Annotated in this window: 21 protein-coding genes, 1 pseudogene and 1 riboswitch; of the genes and pseudogenes, 17 read left to right on the top strand and 5 right to left on the bottom strand. The window is 35.9% G+C overall.

Going from position 1 to position 25,142, the window contains the following annotated elements; genetic code table 11:
- The 4 genes from B7705_RS08920 (at position 1) to B7705_RS08905 (ending at position 9,521) form a co-directional block, all read left to right on the top strand.
- A complete protein-coding gene (locus B7705_RS08920) occupies positions 1–786 on the top strand; it encodes an ABC transporter permease (protein WP_084949062.1) in 786 nt (261 codons plus the stop codon).
- A 427-nt stretch (positions 787–1,213) separates the two neighbouring features.
- Complete coding sequence (locus B7705_RS08915; protein ID WP_084949060.1) at positions 1,214–7,645, top strand: S8 family peptidase; 6,432 nt, start codon at positions 1,214–1,216, stop codon at positions 7,643–7,645.
- A 415-nt stretch (positions 7,646–8,060) separates the two neighbouring features.
- Positions 8,061–8,960 carry a DUF6287 domain-containing protein gene (locus tag B7705_RS08910; protein WP_084949058.1) on the top strand — a complete coding sequence of 300 codons (900 nt, stop codon included), beginning with the start codon at positions 8,061–8,063 and terminating at the stop codon, positions 8,958–8,960.
- Positions 8,961–9,203: 243 nt separating this feature from the next.
- Positions 9,204–9,521 (top strand): hypothetical protein, encoded by a 318-nt coding sequence (locus B7705_RS08905; RefSeq protein ID WP_084949057.1) that lies wholly within the window; start codon positions 9,204–9,206, stop codon positions 9,519–9,521.
- A gap of 31 nt (positions 9,522–9,552) precedes the next feature.
- Here the strand turns inward: B7705_RS08905 and B7705_RS08900 are convergent, their stop codons facing one another.
- Positions 9,553–11,352: an N-acetylmuramoyl-L-alanine amidase gene (locus tag B7705_RS08900; protein ID WP_084949055.1), complete on the bottom strand. Its 1,800-nt coding sequence runs from the start codon at positions 11,350–11,352 to the stop codon at positions 9,553–9,555.
- Between the two features lie 57 nt (positions 11,353–11,409).
- Entirely contained in the window at positions 11,410–12,318 is a 909-nt protein-coding gene (locus tag B7705_RS08895; protein ID WP_001222589.1) for a LysR family transcriptional regulator, read from the bottom strand.
- 102 nt (positions 12,319–12,420) lie between these two features.
- On the opposite strand from B7705_RS08895, the gene B7705_RS08890 reads away from it, so the two are divergent.
- The 6 genes and pseudogenes from B7705_RS08890 (at position 12,421) to B7705_RS08865 (ending at position 16,016) form a co-directional block, all read left to right on the top strand.
- Positions 12,421–12,654 (top strand): YqgQ family protein, encoded by a 234-nt coding sequence (locus tag B7705_RS08890; RefSeq protein WP_044135604.1) that lies wholly within the window; start codon positions 12,421–12,423, stop codon positions 12,652–12,654.
- The gene (locus B7705_RS08885) at positions 12,651–13,031 is read left to right on the top strand and encodes a rhodanese-like domain-containing protein (RefSeq protein WP_084949054.1); all 381 of its coding nucleotides are present in this window, start codon (positions 12,651–12,653) and stop codon (positions 13,029–13,031) included. Before B7705_RS08890 ends, B7705_RS08885 begins: the two co-directional genes overlap by 4 nt.
- Positions 13,032–13,249: 218 nt before the next feature.
- Positions 13,250–15,166: an HD domain-containing protein gene (locus tag B7705_RS08880; RefSeq protein WP_084949052.1), complete on the top strand. Its 1,917-nt coding sequence runs from the start codon at positions 13,250–13,252 to the stop codon at positions 15,164–15,166.
- Positions 15,163–15,399 carry a hypothetical protein gene (locus B7705_RS08875; RefSeq protein ID WP_084949050.1) on the top strand — a complete coding sequence of 79 codons (237 nt, stop codon included), beginning with the start codon at positions 15,163–15,165 and terminating at the stop codon, positions 15,397–15,399. The genes B7705_RS08880 and B7705_RS08875 overlap by 4 nt, the downstream gene beginning before the upstream one ends.
- Positions 15,400–15,546: 147 nt before the next feature.
- Positions 15,547–15,669, top strand: a pseudogene (locus B7705_RS08870) (rhodanese-like domain-containing protein); the annotation flags it as partial.
- Positions 15,670–15,755: 86 nt separating this feature from the next.
- Entirely contained in the window at positions 15,756–16,016 is a 261-nt protein-coding gene (locus B7705_RS08865) for a hypothetical protein (protein ID WP_001088136.1), read from the top strand.
- A gap of 41 nt (positions 16,017–16,057) precedes the next feature.
- Here B7705_RS08865 and B7705_RS08860 read toward each other — a convergent pair whose 3' ends face one another.
- The gene (locus tag B7705_RS08860; RefSeq protein ID WP_084949049.1) at positions 16,058–16,783 is read right to left on the bottom strand and encodes a 16S rRNA pseudouridine(516) synthase; all 726 of its coding nucleotides are present in this window, start codon (positions 16,781–16,783) and stop codon (positions 16,058–16,060) included.
- Positions 16,784–16,942: 159 nt separating this feature from the next.
- Between B7705_RS08860 and typA the strand changes: the two genes are divergently transcribed.
- The 7 genes from typA (at position 16,943) to B7705_RS08830 (ending at position 22,785) form a co-directional block, all read left to right on the top strand.
- Positions 16,943–18,784 (top strand): translational GTPase TypA, encoded by a 1,842-nt coding sequence (typA, locus tag B7705_RS08855; protein ID WP_061587725.1) that lies wholly within the window; start codon positions 16,943–16,945, stop codon positions 18,782–18,784.
- A 19-nt stretch (positions 18,785–18,803) separates the two neighbouring features.
- Positions 18,804–19,058, top strand: a complete 255-nt coding sequence (locus tag B7705_RS08850) for a DUF3165 family protein (RefSeq protein ID WP_000262659.1) — start codon at positions 18,804–18,806, stop codon at positions 19,056–19,058.
- A gap of 202 nt (positions 19,059–19,260) precedes the next feature.
- Complete coding sequence (locus B7705_RS08845; protein WP_084949047.1) at positions 19,261–20,124, top strand: DNA adenine methylase; 864 nt, start codon at positions 19,261–19,263, stop codon at positions 20,122–20,124.
- Positions 20,125–20,140: 16 nt separating this feature from the next.
- Positions 20,141–20,917 (top strand): DNA-methyltransferase, encoded by a 777-nt coding sequence (locus B7705_RS08840; RefSeq protein WP_162284891.1) that lies wholly within the window; start codon positions 20,141–20,143, stop codon positions 20,915–20,917.
- Positions 20,901–21,704 carry a hypothetical protein gene (locus tag B7705_RS08835; protein ID WP_084949044.1) on the top strand — a complete coding sequence of 268 codons (804 nt, stop codon included), beginning with the start codon at positions 20,901–20,903 and terminating at the stop codon, positions 21,702–21,704. The genes B7705_RS08840 and B7705_RS08835 overlap by 17 nt, the downstream gene beginning before the upstream one ends.
- 14 nt (positions 21,705–21,718) lie before the next feature.
- Positions 21,719–21,877, top strand: a complete 159-nt coding sequence (locus tag B7705_RS09830; RefSeq protein WP_193431908.1) for a hypothetical protein — start codon at positions 21,719–21,721, stop codon at positions 21,875–21,877.
- Positions 21,877–22,785, top strand: a complete 909-nt coding sequence (locus B7705_RS08830; protein WP_084949042.1) for a type II restriction endonuclease — start codon at positions 21,877–21,879, stop codon at positions 22,783–22,785. The genes B7705_RS09830 and B7705_RS08830 overlap by 1 nt, the downstream gene beginning before the upstream one ends.
- A gap of 234 nt (positions 22,786–23,019) precedes the next feature.
- On the opposite strand, the gene B7705_RS08825 is transcribed toward B7705_RS08830, so the two are convergent.
- Together B7705_RS08825 and B7705_RS08820 are read right to left on the bottom strand one after the other, a co-directional pair.
- Positions 23,020–24,282, bottom strand: a complete 1,263-nt coding sequence (locus B7705_RS08825) for a nucleobase:cation symporter-2 family protein (protein WP_084949041.1) — start codon at positions 24,280–24,282, stop codon at positions 23,020–23,022.
- Positions 24,282–24,863, bottom strand: a complete 582-nt coding sequence (locus B7705_RS08820; RefSeq protein ID WP_084949039.1) for a xanthine phosphoribosyltransferase — start codon at positions 24,861–24,863, stop codon at positions 24,282–24,284. The genes B7705_RS08825 and B7705_RS08820 overlap by 1 nt, the downstream gene beginning before the upstream one ends.
- 124 nt (positions 24,864–24,987) lie before the next feature.
- Positions 24,988–25,083: riboswitch (purine riboswitch) on the bottom strand.
- Positions 25,084–25,142 lie beyond the last annotated feature (59 nt).

Here is a 25,142-nt window from a genome sequence, read left to right as displayed (position 1 = left end):
ATGAAAAAATATCAACGCATGCATCTGATTTTTATCAGACAATACATCAAGCAAATCATGGAATACAAGGTGGATTTTGTGGTTGGTGTCTTGGGAGTCTTTCTGACTCAAGGCTTGAGTCTCTTGTTTCTCAATGTACTCTTTCAACACATCCCATCTCTAGAAGGCTGGACTTTTCAAGAAATAGCCTTTATCTACGGTTTTTCCTTAATTCCCAAGGGATTGGACCATCTCTTTTTTGACAATCTCTGGGCGCTAGGTCAGCGCTTGGTGCGAAAAGGGGAGTTTGACAAATATCTGACGCGTCCTATCAATCCTCTCTTTCACATCCTAGTTGAGACTTTTCAGATTGATGCCTTTGGCGAACTCTTGGTCGGTGGAATCTTGCTAGCGACAACTGTGACTAGCATTGCTTGGACTCTTCCAAAATTCCTGATTTTTCTAGTCTGTATTCCTTTTGCGACCTTGATCTATACTTCCTTGAAAATCGCGACTGCCAGTATTGCTTTTTGGACCAAGCAGTCAGGAGCCATGATTTACATTTTTTATATGTTTAATGACTTTGCCAAGTATCCGATTTCGATTTACAATTCGCTCCTTCGTTGGTTGATTAGCTTTATCGTACCTTTCGCCTTTACGGCCTACTATCCTGCCAGCTATTTCTTGCAGGATAAAGACGGGCTCTTTAACATTGGTGGGTTGATTCTGATTTCCCTTGTTTTCTTTGTTATTTCTTTAAAACTCTGGGACAGGGGCTTGGACGCTTACGAAAGTGCGGGTTCTTAAGATATAAAATAGGATGAGAGTTAAAAATTAAATATGTTAAAAACAACCGTTGAAAATTATTGCGGTTGTTTTTGCATGTTTATTAAGGCATGAATTCTATCCATACCCCTTTTTGCGATTTTGGTAATTATTCCAGTTGATTGATAATATTTTTGATGGTAGGAATGAGTTTATATTGTACCCAATTAACTACGAAAGTTTTGGGTTTATATTTTTAAGGTACATTAAAAAAAAAATTAATGCGTGTTAATTTTTCTTGACTTAAATTTTTTTAATTGATATACTATTTTTCAGAGAGCTAACAATTATATATAAATGTACTACTCTATCCCACTAGATAATACGTCATAAAACTTTTTATAACAAAGGCTAGCAAAGTTAAAGTTTTCTATCTATTGGGTTTAAAATAAAAAATGAAGGAATTATAATGAAAAAAAGTACGGTATTGTCATTAACTACTGCTGCAGTTATTTTAGCAGCATATGCCCCCAATGAGGTAATTTTAGCAGATGCACCTAGTTCTGAAGATGCTTTAAGAATTTCTGATAAAGAAAAAGTAGTAGCAGATAAAGAAACAGAAAACAATGAACAATCTGAAGATATTCATAATGTTATAGAAACTTCAAAGGATACTGAGGAGAAGAAGACAACAGTTATTGAGGAAAAAGAAGTTGTTAGTAGAAAGTCTGAGATAGACAAAAAAACTAGTAACGAAGGAGCAAGTATCAAAGAAGACTCCAATCAATCCAAAGGAGATGATGCGGACTCATTTGTAAATAAAGATACAGAAAATCCGAAAAAAGAAGATAAACTTGTCTATATTGCTGAATTTAAAGATAAAGAATCTGGAGAAAAAGTAATTAAGGAACTATCAAATCTTAAGGATACAAAAGTTTTATATACCTATAATACGATTTTTAATGGCATCGCCATTGAAACAACTCCAGATAATTTGGATAAAATTAAACAAATAGAAGGTGTTTCGTCGGTTGAACGGTCACAAAAACTCCTACCAATGATGAATCATGCCAGAAAGGAAATTGGAGTTGAAGAGGCTATCGATTACCTAAAGTCTATTAATGCTCCATTTGGTAAAAATTTTGATGGTAGAGGTATGGTCATTTCAAATATCGATACCGGGACAGATTATAGGCATAAGGCTATGAGAATCGATGATGATGCCAAAGACTCAATGAGATTTAAAAAAGAAGACTTAAAAGGTACTGATAAAAATTATTGGTTGAGTGACAAAATCCCTCATGCGTTTAATTATTATAATGGTGGGAAAATTACAGTAGAAAAAACTGATGATGGTGCCGATTATTTTGATCCACATGGGATGCATATTGCAGGGATTCTAGCGGGAAATGATACTGAAAAAGATATCAAAAACTTTAACGGAATAGATGGAATTGCACCTAATGCACAAATTTTCTCTTATAAAATGTACTCTGACGCAGGATCTGGGTTCGCAGGGGATGAAACAATGTTTCATGCTATTGAAGATTCAATCAAACACAATGTCGATGTTGTTTCGGTATCATCTGGCTTTACAGGAACAGGTCTTGTAGGTGAGAAATATTGGCAAGCCATTAGAGCATTAAGAAAAGCAGGCATTCCAATGGTTGTAGCTACGGGTAACTATGCGACTTCTGCTTCAAGTTCTTCTTGGGATTTAGTGGCAAATAATAATCTGAAAATGACCGACACTGGAAATGTAACACGAACTGCAGCACATGAAGATGCGATAGCAGTTGCTTCTGCTAAAAATCAAACAGTTGAGTTTGATAAAGTTAACATAGGTGGACAAAGTTTTAAATACAGAAATATAGGTGCCTTTTTCGATAAGAATAAAATCATAACAAATGAAGATGGATCAAAAGCTCCAAATAAATTAAAATTTGTATATATAGGCAAAGGTCAAGACAAAGATTTGATAGGATTGGATCTTAAGGGCAAAATTGCAGTAATGGATCGAATTTATACCAAGGATTTAAAAGATGCTTTTAAACGAGCAACGGATAAGGGTGCACGTGCCATTATGGTTGTAAATACTGTAAATTACTACAATAGAGATAATTGGACAGAGCTTCCAGCAATGGGATATGAAGCGGATGAAGGGACTAAAAGTCAAGTATTTTCAATTTCAGGAGATGATGGTGTAAAGCTATGGAATATGATTAATCCTGATAAAAAAACTGAAGTCAAAAGGAATAATAAAGAAGATTTTAAAGATAAATTGGAGCAATACTATCCAATTGATATGGCAAGCTATAATTCTAATAAACCGAATGTAGGTGACGAAAAAGAGATTGACTTTAAATTTGCATCTGACACAGACAAAGAACTGTATAAAGAAGATATCATCGTTCCAGCAGGGTCTACATCTTGGGGACCGAGAACAGATTTACTTTTAAAACCTGATGTCTCAGCACCAGGTAAAAATATTAAATCTACTCTCAATGTCATTAATGGTAAATCAACTTATGGCTATATGTCAGGAACTAGTATGGCGACTCCAATCGTAGCAGCTTCTACTGTTTTGATTAGACCGAAGTTAAAGGAAATGCTTGAAAGACCTGTATTGAAAAATCTTAAGGGAGATGACAAGATAGACCTTACAAGTCTTACCAAAATAGCTCTACAAAATACTGCACGCCCTATGATGGATGCGACTTCTTGGAAAGAAAAAAGTCAATACTTTGCATCACCTAGACAACAGGGAGCAGGGCTAATTAATGTTGCCAATGCTTTGAGAAATGAAGTCGTCGCGACTTTCAAAAACACGGATTCTAAAGGTTTGGTAAACTCTTATGGTTCTATTTCTCTTAAAGAAATAAAAGGAGATAAAAAATACTTTACAATTAAGCTTCACAATACATCCAACAGACCTTTAACCTTTAAAGTTTCAGCATCAGCGGTAACTACAGATGTTCTAACTGACAGACTAAAACTGGATGAAACATACAAAGACGAAAAATCTCCAGATGGGAAGCAAATTGTTCCAGAAATCCACCCAGAAAAAATTAAAGGAGCAAATATCACATTTGAGCATGATACTTTCACAATAGGCCCAAATTCTAGCTTTGATTTAAATGCGGTTATAAATGTTGGAGAGGCTAAAAACAAAAATAAATTCGTAGAATCATTTATTCATTTTGAGTCAATGGAAGAAATGGAAGCTCTAAACTCTAACGGGAAGAAAATAAACTTCCAACCTTCTTTGTCGATGCCTCTAATGGGATTTGCTGGAAATTGGAACCACGAACCAATCCTTGATAAATGGGCCTGGGAAGAAGGATCAAAATCAAAAGCAATGGAAGGTTATGATGATGATGGTAAACCAAAAATTCCAGGTACCTTAAATAAGGGGATTGGTGGAGAACATGGTATAGATAAATTTAATCCAGCAGGAGTTATACAAAATAGAAAAGATAAAAATAGAACATCCCTAGATCAAAATCCAGAATTATTTGCTTTCAATAACGAAGGAATCAACGCACCGTCATCAAGTGGTTCTAATATTGCTAAAATTTATCCTTTAGATTCAAATGGAAATCCTCAAGATGCTCAACTTGAGAGAGGATTAACACCTTCTCCACTTGTATTAAGAAGTGCAGAAGAAGGAGTGATTTCAATAGTAAATACAAATAAAGAGGGAGAAAATCAAAGAGACTTAAAAGTCATCTCGAGAGAACACTTTATTAAAGGAATTTTAAACTCTAAAAGAAATGATGCAAAGGGCATTAAATCTTCTAAGCTAAAAGTTTGGGGTGACTTGAAATGGGATGGACTCATTTATAACCCTAGAGGTAGAGAAGAAAATGCACCAGAAAGTAAGGATAACCAAGATCCAGCTACTAGGATAAGAGGTCAATTTGAACCGATTGCAGAAGGTCAATATTTCTATAAATTTAAATATAGATTAACTAAAGATTACCCATGGCAGGTTTCCTATATTCCTGTAAAAATTGATAACACAGCCCCTAAGATTGTTTCGATTGATTTTTCAAATCCTGAAAAAATTAAGCTGATCACAAAGGATACTTATCACAAGGTAAAAGAGCAATACAAGAATGAGACTTTATTTGCTAGGGATCAAAAAGAACATCCTGAAAAATTTGATGAGATTGCCAACGAAGTTTGGTATGCAGGAGCTGCTCTTGTTAATGAAGATGGAGAGGTTGAGAAAAATCTTGAAGTAACTTATGCAGGTGAGGGTCAAGGAAGAAATAGGAAACTTGACAAAGACGGAAATACCATTTATGAAATTAAAGGTGCAGGAGATTTAAGAGGCAAAATCATTGAAGTGATTGCATTAGACGGTTCTAGCAATTTCACAAAGATTCATAGAATTAAATTTGCTGATCATGCTGATGAAAATGGGATGATTTCCTATTATCTAGTAGATCCTGATCAAGATTCATCTAAATACCAAAAGCTTGGAGAAATTCCTGAATCTAAATTTAAGAATTTAAAAAATGTTAAATATGATAGTCTAAACAAAGAGACAACTGAGGTAGAACATCATCATGAAAATGAAGAGGCTACCGAAGAAAAATCTAGCTTTACTATCAATAAAGCCATTTCAACAATTAGAGATTTTCAAAGTAAAGATTTAAAGAAACTCATTAAAAAGAAATTTAGAGAAGTTGATGACTTTACAAGTGAAACTGGTAAGAGAATAGAGGAATACGATTATAAATACGATGATAAGGGAAATATCATTGCATATGACGATGGTAGTGCCTTAGAATATGAAACTGAAAAACTTGATGAAATCAAATCAAAAATTTATGGCATTCTAAACCCATCTAAAGATGGACACTTTGAAATTCTTGGAAAGATCAGTAATGTTTCTAAAAATGCCAAGGTATATTATGGCAATAATTATAAATCGATAGAAATCAAAACGACCAAGTATGATTCCCATTCAAAAACGATGACCTTTGATTTATACGCTAATATTAATGATATTGTGGATGGATTAGCTTTTGCAGGAGATATGAGATTCTTTGTTAAAGATGATGGTCAGATAAAAGCTGAAACTAAAATTAGAATGCCTGAAAAAATTAAGGAAACTAAAGAAGAATATCCGTATGCATCAAGTTATGGGAATGTAATAGAATTAGGAGAAGGAGATCTTTCAAAAAATAAACCAAACAATTTAACGGACATGGAATCTGGTAAAATCTATGCTGATTCAGAAAAACAACAATATCTATTAAAGGATAACATCATTCTAAGAAAAGGCTATGCACTAAAAGTGACTACCTATAATCCTGGAAAAACGGATATGTTAGAAGGGAATGGAGTCTATAACAAGGAAGATATAGCAAAAATCCAAAAGGCCAATCCTAATCTAAGAGTTTTATCAGAAACAACAATTTATGCTGATAGTAGAAATGTTGAAGATGGAAGAAGTACTCAATCAGTATTAATGTCGGCTTTGGACGGCTTTAACATTGTAAGGTATCAAGTGTTTACATTTAAAATGAATGATAAAGGGGAAGCAATCGATAACGATGGCAATCTTGTAACAGATTCTTCTAAACTTGTATTATTTGGTAAGGATGGTAAAGAGTACACAGGAGAGGATAAGTCCAATGTAGAAGCTATAAAAGAAGATGGCTCTACGTTATTTATTGATGCAAAACCAGTAAATCTTTCAATGGACAAGAACTACTTTAATCCATCTAAAACCAATAAAATTTATGTACGAAATCCAGAATTTTATTTAAGAGGTAAGATTTCTGATAAGGGTGGTTTTAACTGGGAGTTGAGAGTTAATGAATCGGTTGTAGACAATTATTTAATCTACGGAGATTTACACATTGATAACACTAGAGATTTTAACATTAAGCTTAATGTTAAAGACGGTGACATCATGGACTGGGGGATGAAAGACTATAAAGCAAACGGATTCCCAGATAAGGTAACAGACATGGATGGAAATGTTTATCTTCAAACTGGCTATAGCGATTTGAATGCGAAAGCGGTTGGAGTACATTATCAATTTTTATATGATAATGTCAAACCAGAAGTAAACATTGATCCAAAAGGAAATACTAGTATCGAATATGCTAATGGAAAATCTGTAGTCTTTAACATCAATGATAAAAGAAATAATGGATTCGATGGTGAGATTCAAGAACAACATATTTATGTAAATGGAAAAGAATACAAATCATTTGATGATATTAAACAACTAACAGATAAGACACTAAACATTAAGATTGTTGTAAAAGATTTTGCAAGAAATACAACCGTAAAAGAATTCATTTTAAACAAAGATACGGGGGAGGTAAGCGAACTAAAACCTCATACAGTAACTGTGACCATTCAAAATGGAAAAGAAATGAGTTCAACGATAGTGTCGGAAGAAGATTTTATGTTACCTGTCTATAAGGGTGAATTAGAAAAAGGATATCAATTTGATGGCTGGGAAATTTCTGGTTTCGAAGGGAAAAAAGACGCCGGCTATGTTCTTAATCTATCAAAAGATACCTTTATAAAACCTGTATTCAAGAAAATAGAGGAGAAAAAGGAGGAGGAAAATAAACCTACTTTTGATGTATCGAAAAAGAAAGAAAAAACACAATCTAATTCAACTAATGATGTCAACAGTATTGTTTCTGATGAAAATAATAAAAACTTTGAAATTAACAAAAACGTTTATCTAAATGAACAAGGGAACTTAACTAATAAAAATACCAACATCAATAGTAAATCAACTAGTAACAATCCTAATGAGTTGCCAAAAACCGGAACAGCAAGCGGAGCCCAGACACTATTAGCTGCCGGAATCATGTTTATAGTAGGAGCTTTTCTTGGATTGAAGAGAAAAAATAAAGATTAAGACAAAAGCTATAGAAAAAATGGTTTATGTACTGAGATTAGATGGTGAGGTGATGACATAGTTTTGTGAAAATATTGATTTATAAATATATTATTTAGATTTCTATGAAAATAGGAGATTTTAAAGAGATATATGTAAAAGCCTTGTCTCAGGACAGGCTTTTTCTAATGGAGATGGGTTCTGTTTGAAATCCATATCTTCGGCTTATTTAAAATATAATTACAAACGGTTGTTAATATTTTGTGATATAATGTATTGTAATAAATACTTGTTTTGATACCAATCTAGAGATGTTTTTGTAGTTATTTATTCTAGAAATTTTTGCTTAGATTTTCTAAAAATTATAAAATATCCTGGATAGTAACAAATGAAGTATCGTAAGCTTGGCTGAATATAAATCAAAAAGGAGAAAATTATGAATAAGAAAGAATGGGTAAAACAATTTGAGGAGGCGAATGGCCGCAAGCCGACTGCATCAGAATTAGCAGAGGCGCAGTCAACTAAAAAGTTTGCGAGAGGAACTAGAAACATTAAAATCTATATTGGGTTAGTCCTCGGTATTTTAGTTGCTATAATCCTAGTAAGTGTTTTCTCGCATTCTTTGATTGGAAAGAAAGAGTCAAATCAAGCATCGTCTGCTGTTTCAACTACAGAGTCAACAAGTCAATCGTCGACAAGCCAAGGAAAAACAGATGAGACTGATAAGGATAAACAAGAGGAAATTCAGAAACTCAAGGATCAACTGACTGCTTTAGATACCAAAATTACGGAAGCAGAAGCACTTGTTAGCAAGTTGAAGAAAGAAACTGCTGTTCCAAAACTCGATATTGAAGCAATCAAGAGCAATGACTTGTCTAGTTTAGAAGGTACTTGGCGTAGTCAATCTGGTAATGAATACATTATTAATGATTCTGGAGAAGTAGATGCGACTTGGTTTACAAATGATCAAAAGTACGAATCTGTAGTTGGATTAAAGGTATCAAAAGGTCAAGATAGTCGTAATCCTGAGACGGCTTCTATCAGTGCGTGGGTAAAAGATTCTGTTGCTGGAGGATTTGTAGTAGTAGCTGTGCCAAGTGGTGTTGTTATGCAACCTGGTGATGATGGGAAGATTACGGATAAAAGCAATCATGCTGAGGAGAGACTTTTTTCTGGACAACAATATGAAGCGATGTTAATGAAACCAGAAGATGTTTATTATCGTGTGAAACCAGATACTAGTAAAGTTGAGGAAGAAGAAAAGAACTTATCTCAACTACAAGCTGAGCGTGAAGCAATCAAATCCTCTCTAGAATCTAAGGAAAAGAAAAACTAGTTTAGAATCTAACTTTAGATTCACTTAGTTCAGAAATGTTCTTGTACTTGGTAAAATCAAGAAGCTCAAATGAGCTTCTTTTTCTTTTATCACTACTATTCAACCACTTAGACAGAGATATTGACCAGATAGGTAAAAAGGCTTGTTCTTGAAAAAATCCTCTGCTATAATGATTTTTGTAAAGGGCGTGAGGGGTCAGTATCAGACAACTCAAGAACCAAAAAAAGAAAATGGAGACAAAAAATGAAAAAATTATTGGGAATCGTATTTTTAGTAGCAGCAGCGCTAGTATTGTATTTCGGCTCTGTTGGATGGCCAAGTTTGGATGTCAATCTCTGGTCACTCATTCCGGTAGGATTGTTTCTCTATTTCACTCTAGAAAATCTTTTGAAAAAAGACTACAAAGCTAGCCTCATGTGCCTGATCATTGCCTTTATCATTGCAAATGCCATTTTGGATCTTTTGCCAATTTCAAGTGGTTTGGTGATTGGTGCCGGTGTGCTAGCTTGTGTAGGACTTGGCTACCTCTTTCCTGATAAAGATAAAAAAGAAGACAAATAGAAAAGTCTCGAAGTTTCTCGAGACTTTGTTTTTATTTACCAGCGTAGTATTTTTGGATGCCTTTCACAATACCTGCGACTAGTCTATCTTGGTATCGATCATCACGAATACGTTGATTTTCGGAGAAATTATCTATATAACCAAGTTCTAGGAGAACGGCTGGTTTGGCTGTTTCGCGTAGTACGGCATAGCTACTCTCCAACAGGCCAGCATCCTTAGCTCCTGTTTCTGCTAGAAGAGAGGAGTGGATGGCCGCAGCGAGGCGTTTGCTTTCACTCATACGATCTGGGTGATTGTGCCAGTATTTATTAATCTTACTTGGATAATCAGGTTCATCGCTATAGGAGTAGGTTTGAATACCGCTCGCTTTTGAGTAGGTATTACCAGTAGCGTTGAAGTGAATACTGATAAAAATATCAGAGTTGGTCTTATTAACCATACGAGAACGTTCGGTAACAAAATCAACGTCAATATCACTATCACGAGAAGTGAGGACCTTGTAGCCTAGTTCTTCTAACTTAGTACGAAGTTTACGGTAAATCTGCATGTTGAGATCTTTTTCAGCTACATTGTAGTAGAAAGCTCCAGAATCTCTGCCACCATGTCCAGGATCTAGGAAGATGGTTTTGGTATATTGGCCTTTTACAAATCCACCTTCAGCTGAAACTTCAGAAATCCATTGACCGTATTTTTGGAACAAGTGTTCCTTGCCGTCTATCCTATAAGTTCCTGAAACATAATGTCCACTATCGTCCAGATAGTAACGAGCCTTGTAATAGTCGTCGTAAATCCACTCATTCTTGGCCATGTAACCACCAGACTTGAGATAGTAGGCACCGATCCATTCACGAGCCGCATAGGTTCCATCCGCTTTTAGATAGAACCAACTGTTGTAGGCCTTATCAAAGATCCACTCTTTTTCAGCCATGGCTCCACTAGATTTGAGGTAGTAGCTTCCTTTCCATTTATTGGAAAGCATGACACCATTTTGTTCAAAGGCGTACCAAGTTCCTTTTATTTTCTCCCATTTGTCTTGGCTGTATTTCCCATATTCATTAGCGTAATACCAATTTTGGTCAATCTTCACCCAGGAGTTTTCCGCCATAACCCCGCTACTGCCGAGCAGGTAAGCACCAACGGTCGTTTTGCTGAGCATTACGCCGTTTTTGTCAAAATAATACCATGAACCATTGACTTTCTCCCATTTGTCTTGCGAGATTCTGCCAGATGGTGTGACATAATACCAATTTTGGTCAATCTTTACCCAGCCATTCTCCGCCATAGCCCCGCTTTTGGTAAGGAGATAACCATCAACGATTGTCTGACTGAGCATGACACCATCTTTGTCAAAGTAGTACCAAACTCCTCCGATTTTTTTCCATTTTTGTTGGATGATTTTTTCAGACTCACTGACATAGTACCATTTACCCTCAAGAGCTACCCAGCCATTTTCTACCATGCCCCCGTCTTTATTGAGAACATAGCCATCAAAGATGGTATCACTGAGTCGGTTTCCATCGTTGTCAAAATAGTACCACTTATCTTGAATTTTTTTCCATTTGAGGACAGGTTGATTGTTTTCATAGAAACGCCACTGTTTGTTTTCTTCCTGCCATCCTTCTTTTTTAGGGGCTTCTTCTTTTACCTTGTCTTTTGGAAGTGTTGCAACCTCTTCTTCATTTTTAATTGAAAGATCTTTCTTATCTTCCTTAGAGTTGCTTTGTTCGGTGGTAGCAGGAGGATTAGCATTGCTTTCCTCTGCGTAGATAGGTGCTTGTGCCAATCCTGCCATTGAAAGGACAACAGCACTTGCCAATATAAACTTTTTCAACGATATTCTCCAATCATTATTTTCTAAGAAATATTATAAAATATGTCTGGCGGCTTATCAACTATCAAACTGAACTTCTTCTAGTAAGTATTCGATAAAGCGTTCGCCCATCTTAGATAGGCTGGTTTTTTCATGCTGGATATAGACCAGTTCAATCGGGTCGTCAATGTCTAGTGGAATGGAAACGATATTGTCTCCGTTGAGGTTGCTATTCAAAATCCCTGTTGCAATCGTGTATCCGTCCAAACCAATCAAGAGATTAAAGAGGGTGGCACGGTCACTGACTACAATGGATTTCTTGTGGTGTTCTTGTGAAAGAATTTCTTCTGAAAAGTAGAAGGAGTTGTGAGTCCCTTGGTCATAGCTGAGGTAAGGGAAGTTCTCCAAGTCTTCTAGTTTAACCTTATCTTTCTTTGCTAGAGGGTTAGTTTTGCTGACGAAGATATGGGGCTGGGCTGTAAAGAGATGGTGGGCCAAGAGGTGGTTGTCATCCAGCATTTTTGTTAAAACATCACGGTTGTAGCTGTTTAAGAAGAGGACACCGACTTCACTACGGAAGTTCTTGACATCGTCGATAATCTCCCAAGTCCGAGTTTCACGAAGAAAAAGCTCGTATTTTTCCATATCACTTTTCTTAAGTAGGGATACAAAGGCATTGACTACAAAGGCATAGTGTTGAGAGGAAACGCTAAAGAGTTCGCGGTGGGCGACAGGATTTTTATAGCGTTCCTCCAGAAGCTGAGTTTGCTCGACAACTTGACGAGCGTAGGAGAGAAACTCCATCCCATCACGGGTCAAGGTAATGCCCTTGGGATTGCGGATAAAGATTTCAATGCCCATTTCATTTTCCAAGTCTCGAACAGCATTAGAGAGACTGGGTTGGGTGATAAAGAGTTGCTTGGCTGCTTCATTCATAGAGCCAGTTTCGACGATTTTGATAATATAGTGTAGTTGTTGAATTCTCATGTTTTTATTGTACCACACTTGATGAAGAATGGGCAATGAAGACGAAGAAAATAGGGGGAAAGAGCCGGTCCAGTATTGAAAAAAAGTCTAGAATCTGCTAAAATGGAAGCTATGAAAACATTCTATGATGTGCAGCAATTTCTCAAACAGTTTGGCATTATTGTTTACATGGGGAAGCGTTTGTATGATATTGAACTGATGAAGCTCGAACTCTCTCGGATCTATGATGCAGGTCTGATGGACAAGCTAGACTATCTAGAGGCGGAAGCTGTTCTTCGTAGAGAGCACAAGATAGAATTAGACTACATAGAGAAAAATGGAGATAAGAACTTATGACAATTTGGATTGTTTGGGGAATCGTTCTGGCAATGGCGGCCTGGATGGGGTATAACTACCTTCGTATTCGTCGTGCGGCTAAGATTGTAGACAATGCAGAATTTGAAGCCTTGATTCGGAAAGGACAGTTGATCGATGTCCGTGATGCAGCAGATTTCCACAGAAAACATATTCTAGGAGCCCGCAATATTCCTTCAAATCAGTTGAAGACTAGCCTTGCAGCCCTTCGTAAGGATAAACCTGTCCTTCTCTACGAAAACCAACGCGGACAACGAGTGACCAATGCAGCACTTTATCTGAAAAAACAAGGTTTCTCTGAGATTTATATCCTTTCTTATGGGTTGGATTCTTGGAACGGGAAGGTCAAGACGAGTTAATTAAGTATGTAAAAACAGGGCTGTTGAACTAAATTGAGCTGTCCTGTTTCTGTAACTTAGTGTTGAGAAATGAAGTAGAGTATCTATTTATACCAATAATATTTCAACTGTGTAAATATAGATAGAAATATGCATCTAAAACATTAGAAAAATGATTTTTTTAATAAATTTTGCTAGTATAAAGATACTTAAATGTATTGAAAAGAGAGGTTGAGAGTATGCAGGAAAGACAAATATATATTGCAGATACTAATCATGGCACTATTTTATTGAGTGATATTGAAAAAGAAGTTATATCGACAAAACTATTCAATAGATTACATCATGTTTCGCAAAATTCCACAGCATACTTGACTTTTCCGACTAATAGAACAAAAAGATTTGAGCATTCTGTGGGAACGATGAAACTGTGTGGTGACATTTTTTATAATTCTATTTGTAACACAGAACAGGATTTGATATCAAGTATATTTTCTAAAATTAAAAACCTTATTTCCGAAAAAATAATAAAAGAAAAGAGTGGAACTTACAAGGCAGTTCTAGGAGATGCTAGCTTTAAAAATAAAGGGGAAAGACTGAAAAATTTTTTAAAAGAGGATGAATTGGAAAATATTTTTTATAACAGATGTATTCCTCAAAATATTAAAAAAGATGATAAATTACTATATATAATTATTTTTCAAGCTGTGCGACTTTGCGGCTTACTCCATGATATAGGTCATCCTCCGTTTAGTCACATTACTGAGCATTCGATGAATGAGATATACCAACTGTTGAAAAAGAAACCTGAGGAAAAATTAACTGAACGAGAAAAACAGTATTTAGAAATTATAAAAGATTATGATGATGGTGGTCAAAGTTTTCAATTACATGAAAAAATGGGAATAAAAATGACTGAACAACTAATTAGTCAGCTTTTATCTCCTGAAAATGAAGCTTTTAAATACTTATGTTTTGAAAAAAAATGGTTTAAGATAGTAGTATTTGAGTTAACAATGTTAATTTTTGAAGAATCAGATACGTTAGAGCCAATCCATAAAATAGTTTCGGGGGCTATTGATGGAGATAGATTAGACTATGTGAATAGAGATATTCATAATTCAGGAATTGATAATGGTAAAATAGAATATAATAGACTAATTTCATCTTGTAAATTTCATAAAGTTAAATATAATGAAATTGAAAAGATAGAAGTTGTCTTCGATGCAAAAACAATTAACACGATTGAAGATTTTTTTATGAAAAGATGGTATTTATATAAAAATATAATAAATCACCATCGTGTTTCGAAAACAGATACAATTTTACAAAACTGTGTTGAGACAATTATTAAGGATCACCTTAGTAAAACGGAACAACTATCAAAGATAGAGGATAATGTTCTGCCGGATGATATATCAGGACTTTGGTTGGCCATTGAAAGAGCATATTCTACAAGTGAGTATTTTGATTCTTTAATACAATGGGATGATAACTGGCTTCTAACAATTTTAAAGAAATATTATTTTGAAAATTATTGTGAAAAAGAGCAAACGATATCCTACATGCTGGAAGAATTTTTATCTAATAAAAAAAATTATTATTCGGTAATTAAAAACAATAAAGATTTCTATTTATTTAGTAATGCATTCGAAGATGAGATAGAGAATTATGATAAAGAGAAAAAAGAACAGTACCAAAACATAGAAAAGTGCAAAAAAGATGAAGGGTACAAAAAAATAGATGCAAAGTATCCACAAAATTATAAAAATAGAACAATGCATGTGATGTTCGCATATTTAGGTTCGGTGTTAGGGAAAGAAGTAAATATAAAAGAAAGTATGGATAAGTTTATTCAATATTACTATAAGGATAAGGTAGCTGATTATTTTGTAGTATTTAAGAAAATAAAGAATGGATTGATTCCTGAACCTATGCTTTATAGTTACGGAGAAGTGCTTGCGCTTTCTGATCTCTCTAATATAAGATCTATCTTAGAGCTTGAAAAAAGTAATTGTCCATATTTTTATGTCTACCTTAAACTTAAAGAGGAGATTTCGTTAAATAATGAATTTAGGGAAGATTTTCTAAAAAGATTTGGTGAGTTTTTAGCAAATGAAGTAAATGAAATGATTAATTGTAAGGAGAAAAAATGATAAATACAATATATGAAGAAAAAAGTAAGATAGTATCGGAAATAATTCTAGACCAAACAGATAAATTTATAGTTAAAGATATTATTGAGAAAGTAAAGTCTAAAATTGAAGACCAAATTGAAAAGCTTTTTGGAACACTTGCTGACATGGAGAATTACATTATTAACAAGCTTAATTCTATGTGTGAATATGGTTTAGTCGGTAAAACTGATTTATATTATTTTGCTGTATGATAACCTAATCGCAGGCATTTATGTTTTGGCTCTTTGTCGACTGTAGTGGGTTGGGAAAAAGCCAAAATCTGGAGAGGGCAATCCTAGTCTTCTCCATTTTTATGTTTAAATCGATAACAATCCATTTCTGAAAGTTGTCAAAGTTCCGAAAACCAACGAGGACAACGAGTGACCAATGCAGCACTTTATCTGAAAAAACAAGATTTCTCTGAGATTTATATTCTTTCTTATGGGTTGGATTCTTGGAAAGGGAAAGTGAAGACTAGCTAAGATTCTTTAAAAAACTGTCGAATGAGTGATAAAGCTAGTATCTTAAGGTATCATCATTTATAATAAATTTAAGGAGATTTTATAATATGAATTCACAACAAAAGAAAAAACCTTCACTTATTTTAGGTATCTTATCTATCGTCCTTGGTTTGCTATTTCCAATAGTAGGTCTGATTTTGGGGATCATAGGATTGGTCTTGGCTTTTTCATACCAAAAAGAATCTGGACTAGACTATAAAACAGAAAAAATTCTCAATATCGTAGGACTTGTGGTTTCTGTACTTAACTGGATTGTAACTGTCGCAGTATTTTTTAGAATTGTAGCTGTCGCAGTATTTTTTAGATAAGCAATAAACAAAAAAGCTTTAAATTTAAAGCTTTTTTTCTTTTATCCACTTTTTTCTAAGTATTTTTTAATCATCTCTAATTCTTCTTGGTTTAAGAATCGGTATTGCCCTTCTGCAAGTTCTGAATCTAACGTAAAATCGCCGAACTGAACTCGTTTGAGAGAGACCACCTTGACACCGACTGAGAGAAACATCTTTTTGACCTGATGAAATTTTCCTTCTGAGATGGTGATGGAGGCATGGCTCTCTGTTGGGCTTGCGGACAGAATTTCGAGCTGAGCAGGTTTACAAGTGGTCCCATCTAAAAAGACAATCCCCTCTTTGAATGACTGGATATGGTCTGGTGTGAGCAGTCCATTTACCACCACTTGATAGGATTTATCGACATGGTACTGGGGATGAAGGAGTTGGAAGCCAAGAGGTCCATTGTCTGTCAGAAGGAGCAGTCCCGTCGTGTCACGGTCTAATCTGCCGACAGCATAGAGCTGGTCAGACCGGATGTCAGGTGGAAGGAGGTCCATGACGGTTGGTAGGTCCTTATCCTGACTGGCTGTCACCACTCCACCTGGTTTATGAAGCATGAGGTAGGTGTGCTTGTATCCTTGAATCTGCCGTCCTTGAAAAACTAGTTTCTGCAATCCAGTATCGACATTTTGAGCCAGGGAGTTGGCTGGACAATTGTCTACTAGGATTTCTTTTTTCAGAAGTGCCTGTTTCATAGCCTTGCGACTGATCTTTTCTTGGGCTAATAATCTATCTAAACGCATACCAGCTTATCTTATCATAAGTCTCTGACTTTGAAAAGAGTTGCCTTGACTAGAAAAGCAGAGTGAAAACATTTACACTTAGCTGACTTGTGATTTTTGAATGAGACTGTGGTATAATTGTTCAGTTAGAAATAAAAATTTAAAATATTAGAGGAAATCATGACAAAATTAAGAGAAGATATCCGTAACATTGCGATTATCGCCCACGTTGACCACGGTAAAACAACCCTCGTTGACGAATTATTGAAACAATCTGAAACTCTTGATGCACGTACTGAATTGGCAGAGCGTGCTATGGACTCAAACGATATCGAAAAAGAGCGTGGAATTACCATCCTTGCTAAGAATACAGCTGTTGCTTACAATGGAACTCGTATCAATATCATGGACACACCAGGACACGCGGACTTCGGTGGAGAAGTTGAGCGTATCATGAAGATGGTTGACGGTGTTGTCTTGGTCGTGGATGCTTACGAAGGAACCATGCCACAGACTCGTTTCGTATTGAAAAAAGCCTTGGAACAAGACCTTGTTCCAATCGTGGTTGTCAACAAAATCGACAAACCATCAGCTCGTCCGGCAGAAGTAGTGGACGAAGTATTGGAGCTCTTCATTGAGCTTGGTGCAGATGATGATCAGCTTGATTTCCCAGTTGTTTATGCTTCAGCGATTAACGGAACATCTTCCTTGTCAGATGATCCAGCTGATCAAGAAAAAACAATGGCGCCAATCTTTGACACCATTATCGACCATATCCCAGCTCCAGTAGACAACTCAGATGAGCCTTTGCAGTTCCAAGTGTCACTTTTGGACTACAATGACTTCGTAGGACGTATCGGTATCGGTCGTGTCTTCCGTGGTAGTGTGAAAGTTGGAGATCAAGTTACCCTTTCTAAACTAGATGGTACAACCAAGAACTTCCGTGTTACAAAACTTTTCGGTTTCTTTGGTTTGGAACGTCGTGAAATCCAAGAAGCTAAAGCAGGTGACTTGATTGCTGTTTCCGGTATGGAAGACATCTTTGTCGGTGAAACTATCACTCCGACTGATGCAGTTGAAGCTCTTCCAATCCTACACATCGATGAGCCAACCCTTCAAATGACCTTCTTGGTCAACAACTCACCATTTGCAGGTCGTGAAGGAAAATGGGTGACTTCTCGTAAGGTGGAAGAACGCTTGCAGGCAGAATTGCAAACAGACGTTTCCCTTCGTGTTGACCCAACGGACTCACCAGATAAATGGACTGTTTCAGGTCGTGGAGAATTGCACTTGTCAATCCTGATCGAAACCATGCGTCGTGAGGGCTATGAGCTTCAAGTGTCTCGTCCAGAAGTTATCGTAAAAGAGATTGATGGTGTTAAATGTGAGCCATTTGAACGTGTTCAAATCGATACTCCAGAAGAATACCAAGGATCTGTTATCCAAAGCCTTTCTGAACGTAAGGGTGAAATGTTGGATATGATTTCAACTGGTAATGGTCAAACTCGTTTGGTCTTCCTTGTTCCAGCGCGTGGTTTGATCGGATATTCAACTGAGTTCTTGTCAATGACTCGTGGTTACGGTATCATGAACCATACCTTTGACCAATACTTGCCACTCATTCCAGGTGAAATCGGTGGTCGTCACCGTGGTGCCCTTGTTTCCATCGATGCTGGTAAGGCTACAACTTACTCAATCATGTCTATCGAAGAGCGTGGTACAATCTTTGTCAACCCAGGTACTGAGGTTTACGAAGGAATGATCATCGGTGAAAACTCTCGTGAAAACGACTTGACAGTTAACATCACTAAGGCCAAACAAATGACCAACGTCCGTTCAGCTACTAAGGACCAAACAGCTGTTATCAAGACACCTCGTATCTTGACACTTGAAGAGTCACTTGAGTTCTTGAACGACGATGAGTACATGGAAGTAACACCTGAGTCTATCCGTTTGCGTAAGCAAATCCTCAACAAGGCAGAGCGCGAGAAAGCCAACAAAAAGAAAAAATCAGCTGAATAAGAGCTAGAAAGAGATAAAGATGGTCTATTTAATCATAGGGATACTCTTATTACTACTCTATGTATTTGCGACACCTCAAAGTATCAAAGGAACAGTCAACATCGTTATCTTGGTCTTTGTAGTTGTTGCACTCTTGATTTTGCTGATGTTGTCCATCTTGCAAATCTTCCAATTACCGACAGAATTCTTTGTCACAATAGCCATGCTGGCTCTAGCCTACTTTAGCTTGAGAGACATTACGCTCATGCCTGTAAAAAAGGGTAAAAGAAGATAATAGAAGAGGCTGGGTAATGATTCAATTTGAGGAGAAAATCTAGCAAATTTTTCCCTGATAAAACGCATAATATCAAGGTTTTTGAATGCCTGATATTATGCGTTTTTATGATTTTAATTTATGAAATAGGTTAGAAGGAAATATAAAAAAGAGTGGTAAAATATAGGACTAATAGATACATGTCTGTGGTATAATAATAGGTATGAATATTGAACAAAAGAAAAAAGTTATTTTACAACCATTCACCAAATGGACAGGTGGTAAACGACAACTATTGCCTACAATAAAAAATCTTATGCCTGAATCATATAATCATTACTATGAACCCTTCATCGGAGGGGGGGCTTTATTTTTTGATTTAGCTCCTAAAAGGGCTGTTATCAATGATTATAATTCTGAATTGATCAACTGTTATCAACAAATCAAGGATAATCCTCAAGAGTTGATTGATTTATTGAGGTATCATCAAGAGAATAATTCAAAGGATTATTACCTCCAATTACGTTCAGCTGATCGTGATGATAGAATAAACAATATGTCCGACGTACAGAGAGCGGCCAGGATTCTATATATGCTGAGAGTCGATTTTAATGGCCTATATCGAGTGAATTCTAAAAATCAATTCAATGTACCATACGGTCGTTATAAAAATCCGAAAATTGTTGATGAAGAGTTGATATCTACTATTTCAACTTATTTGAACAATAATCTAATAGAAATAAGAATGGGAGATTTTGAGAATGCACTTCTTGATGTTCAGGAAGAAGATTTTATTTATTTCGATCCTCCTTATATTCCGTTATCTGATACAAGTGCTTTCACATCATATACTCATGAAGGTTTTTCTTATGACGATCAGGTTAGATTAAGAGATACTTTTAAGAGGTTAAGTGATGCTGGCGCTTATGTTATGTTATCAAATTCCTCGAGTCATTTAGTGGAGGAATTGTATCAAGAGTTCAATATTCATTATGTCGAAGCTACACGAACCAATGGAGCGAAGTCTTCCAGTCGAGGGAAAATTTCTGAAATTATAGTCACAAATTATGAAAAATATCGAATATAAGTATGGAGGTGTCCTGATGACAAAACCATACTACAATAAAAATAAGATGATTCTTGTCCATGCAGATACGTTTAAATTTTTATCAAAAATGAAACCCGAGAGTATGGATATGATTTTTGCTGACCCACCATATTTTTTAAGTAACGGGGGGATATCTAATTCTGGGGGACAAGTTGTTTCCGTTGATAAAGGAGATTGGGATAAGATTTCTTCCTTTGAGGAAAAGCACGAATTCAATCGTAAATGGATTCGTTTAGCAAAAGAAGTTTTGAAGCCGAATGGGACTATTTGGATTTCAGGAAGTTTGCATAATATTTACTCAGTTGGAATGGCATTAGAGCAAGAAGGTTTTAAAATTTTGAATAACATTACTTGGCAGAAAACAAACCCTGCACCTAATTTATCCTGTCGTTATTTCACTCATTCTACTGAAACTATTTTATGGGCAAGAAAAAATGATAAAAAAGCTCGTCATTATTACAATTATGATTTGATGAAAGAGCTAAATGATGGTAAGCAAATGAAAGATGTTTGGACAGGTGCTTTGACGAAAAAAGCTGAGAAATGGGCTGGGAAGCATCCAACACAAAAGCCAGAGTATCTATTAGAACGTATTATTTTAGCTTCTACGAAAAAAGGTGATTATATTTTAGATCCATTTGTTGGTAGTGGCACTACGGGCGTTGTTGCGAAGCGATTAGGTAGAAGATTTATAGGTATCGATGCTGAAAAAGAATATTTAAAAATTGCAGAACAAAGAATTGAGAGAGAATCTTATGCTTCAAACAGGTGAATATGCTACATACAAGGAATTTGGGATTGATTTAATTCAAAAACTAGATGAAGAGGGCTTCACAAAAGCTATTCAAAATAAGGAACTACCAAAATCAAAATTTTTAGAGACTCCGCAAGGTATTATTTTAAAATATTATGGGTTTAAAGCCACAGCATCGAATACAAAAAGTCGTTTGAAGAGAACCTCATATGACTGTTTAATTCAGTATCGGAATGAAGATGTAAAATTTGAAACAATTTGTCAAGAAATTATAAGAAAATGCTTAGAAACAAAAAATGAAGTCAGTTTAGTAAAGAACATTATTTATATATTTTTGAAAACTATAGCAAAACATCCTTTAACAAGTATAAATATTTTTTTAAAAGACTATTTTATATATGATGGAAAATTGAGTAAAATATCAGAAGCAAAAATGAATAACTTTAATTATGAAGTTATAGAGAAAGGAGTCAACTCCCTAAAAGTAGTATTGCTTGAATTAGATAGTATAGGAAAGTATAATTTTCAGGAATTAATTAATATAATTAGCTATATTGCTGTTATTGAAGAATTGAACTACCCTAAAATTATTGGTTCTAAGAATTATAAAGGACGTGTGCATTGCTTTGGCAGGTATGTAGAAGTTTTATTTGGTAACGAAAAAGAATTAAAAAGATTGGTCAAATCAAATGCATTTAATAATGGGGCTCTATTTATTCATAAGAAGGAATTAGAGAAATGGTACTTTACAAATGAAATTGAGAAAGACCGAATTGAATTGGATAATAACAAAAATTATTGTTAAAGGAGAATATATTAATGGTAAAGGTTACAATTAATGCAGATAGTTATAACAATGGTATGGTAACGAGAAAATGTCCTCATTGTGGTGAAGAAAAGTCAATTGATGATTTTGGATACCGTAACATGGGGAATGATAATATTAGAAATCAATCTTGGTGTAAGGAGTGTCGGTAATGAACTTACAAAAATATATTTCTTCTTCATATGAAGACCGATTAAAACAATTTTTAAATACTCTTTCAGTAACCAATCGTACTCCCGAGTATTATGTAAACTGGGAGAAAGTTGAACGTGAGACTAAGAGGTATGAGCTAGAATTGCATACATTAAACTACTTAATTGGTAAAGATAATATTTATTCAGAAGCTCTACACTTATTCACTAAACAACCTAATTTATTAAAAGCAATTCCTAGTCTAATTGCAAGTCGTGATAAAGTTTTAGATATTTTAACAATAGATGAAAACGATAATATGAGTTTTGATAGTTTGAATTTTTCTAAAATTGATAAAAATAGAATTAAAGATTATGTTGATTTTGTTAAACAGTCTGGATTATTAGATTTTTTGCAGAAAAAAGCAAATCGTTCATTGGTTGATTATGTTTATGGTGTTGAATCAGGATTAGATAGTAATGCTCGAAAAAATAGAAGTGGTACAACCATGGAGGGGATTTTAGAGAGACATGTAGCAAAAATTTCTCAGGAACAAAAATTAGAATGGAAAGCACAAGCTACAGCCCAATTTATTAAGGATAAATGGGGGATTAAAGTACCTGTTGATAAGTCTGAGAGAAGATTTGATGTTGCAGTTTATTCCCGAGAAAAACATAAGGTTTGGTTGATTGAAACGAATTACTATGGCGGAGGAGGAAGTAAATTAAAAGCGGTGGCTGGAGAGTTTACTGAACTCAGTCAATTTGTTATTACTTCAGATAACGATGTTGAATTTGTTTGGGTTACTGATGGTCAAGGATGGAAAACAGCACATTTACCACTAGCAGAAGCATTTAGTCACATTACGAATGTATTTAATTTAGAGATGTTAAGAGAAGAATTTTTAGCAGATTTATTTTTACTATAATTGTTCATTAGCTATATACAAAAAAGAGATTTACACCTCTCAGAACGTATACAAACCCTATAAGTAATTAAAAAATTGCTCTTTTGAAGGTTGGCTACCATATAGTAGAAACTCTTACGAATGCTGATGTAATGCTATTTTTAAGAGCTTTTTGCTTTCTCTAGTAAAAGAAAAAGATTGAAGAAATCGTCCAAAATGAACTTTTCTTCAATCTGGAGGTTCGTACCTCTTTTCTTATTTCTTCTTATGATTTAATATTGCATTGAGAACAATGGCAAGTAGGCTGGCTACGACGATTCCGTTTGAGAAGAACATTTGGAAGGCTGTTGGCATGCTGACAAATAGATTACTGTTGTTGAGTCCGACACCTGCAGCGATTGAAACAGCTGCGATAAGGAAGTTGTGCTCATTGTTAGCAAAGTCAACGCGGGCGAGGATTTGCATACCTTGAAGGGATACAAAACCAAACATCACTAGCATGGCACCACCGAGGACAGGGCTTGGAATGATTTGAGCGAGGGCTCCAAACTTAGGAAGGAGTCCGAGGAGGACTAGGAAACCAGCTGCGTAGTAGATTGGCAGACGGGTTTTGATACCTGACAATTTAACCAAACCAACGTTTTGTGAAAATCCTGTGTAAGGGAAGGTGTTAAAGATTCCTCCGAGAAGTACTGCCATACCTTCTGCACGGTAACCGTTGCGAAGGCGCGTGCTGTCGATTGGGTCATTGGTGATATCAGACAAGGCTAGGTAAACACCAGTGGACTCAACCATAGACACCGTTGCAATGATACACATCATGACAATCGAGGAGATTTCAAAGGTTGGCACACCAAAGTAGAGGGGAGTAGGAACATGGACAAGCGGTGCTGCAGCCACAGGAGAGAAGTCAACCAAGCCCATGGTAGCGGCAATGGCGGTTCCAACTACGAGACCAATCAAAATGGAGATAGACTTGATAAATCCTTTGGTAAAGATGTTGATCAAGAGGATAATCAGAACAGTGATAGTAGCAAGCAAGAGACTTTGACCAGTTGGTTCTGGGACGTTATTTCCCATATTTCCAATAGCAACAGGAATCAAGGTTAAACCAATTGTGGTGATGACAGATCCTGTAACGATGGATGGGAAGAGATTGGCTACTTTTGAAAAAATTCCTGAAATCAGAACCACATAAATCCCAGAAACGATAAGGGCACCAAACATAGCACCGCTACCGTGGCTTTGCCCAATCATAATCAAAGGAGCAACCGACTGGAAGGCAACTCCGAGAACAACTGGTAGTCCAATTCCAAAGTATTTATTGAGTTGGAGTTGAAGGAAGGTGGCCACCCCACACATGAAGATATCTGTGGAGATCAGGTAGGTCAACTGCTCAGCTGAATAGCCAAGAGCTGTCGCAATCATGATGGGAACTAGGATAGAACCTGAGTACATGGCTAATAAGTGTTGCAAGCCAAGAACGGCTGCTTGTGAATGTTTTTCTTGTTTTTGCATTAGAGATCTGCCTCCTTAAATACGACCTGACCATTTTCGAAACGATCCAAACGGGCCAGTGATAGGACGGGATATCCTGCTTCTTCAAGCAAATCACGACCATCTTGGAAAGATTTTTCAATTACGATACCAATCGCTTCGACTTTGGCCCCAGCTTGTTCGATGATTTGGATCAAGCCTTTGGCAGCTTGTCCATTGGCAAGGAAATCGTCAATAATCAATACCTTGTCCTCTGGTGAAAGGAATTTTCCAGCGATGGAAACGGTGCTGGTCACCTGCTTGGTAAAGGAGTAGACTTCTGCAGTTAAGATACCTTCGTTCATGGTGATGTTTTTAGCTTTCTTGGCGAAAATCATGGGAACATTCAAGGCTTCAGCTGTAAAAACAGCTGGGGCAATGCCTGACGCTTCAATGGTTACGACCTTGGTAATGCCAGTAGAAGCGAATTTGTCCGCAAATACCTTACCAATCTCTCGCATCAAGCTAAAGTCAACTTGGTGGGTTAAAAAGGAATCCACCTTGAGGATGTTGTCACCCAAGATATGGCCATCCTCAAGGATGCGCTCTTCTAATAATTTCATAAGACCTCCTAAAGTCTAAACTCTTTTGTGTTTTTCTATCGCCTTTATCATCTCAAAAAGGGCTAGAAAAAAGGACCTACTTAACAGATAAGCAAGCCCTCAAAATAGGTATGTCTAAAAACATACCCTCAGCAGACTTACTCATTGTTAGGTGTTCCGGCACCTTGTAGAAACGTCGTGCCAATTCACGACATAAACAAGTAAAATGATATTCAATTTTAAACAGGCTACTGCCAATGTTTTTATTTTACACTAAATAGCTTTAGAAATCAAATATTT

This window comes from Streptococcus oralis subsp. dentisani, from assembly GCF_002096685.1.
Classification (GTDB): domain Bacteria; phylum Bacillota; class Bacilli; order Lactobacillales; family Streptococcaceae; genus Streptococcus; species Streptococcus oralis_AD.
This window is presented reverse-complemented; position numbering and strand designations above follow the sequence as displayed.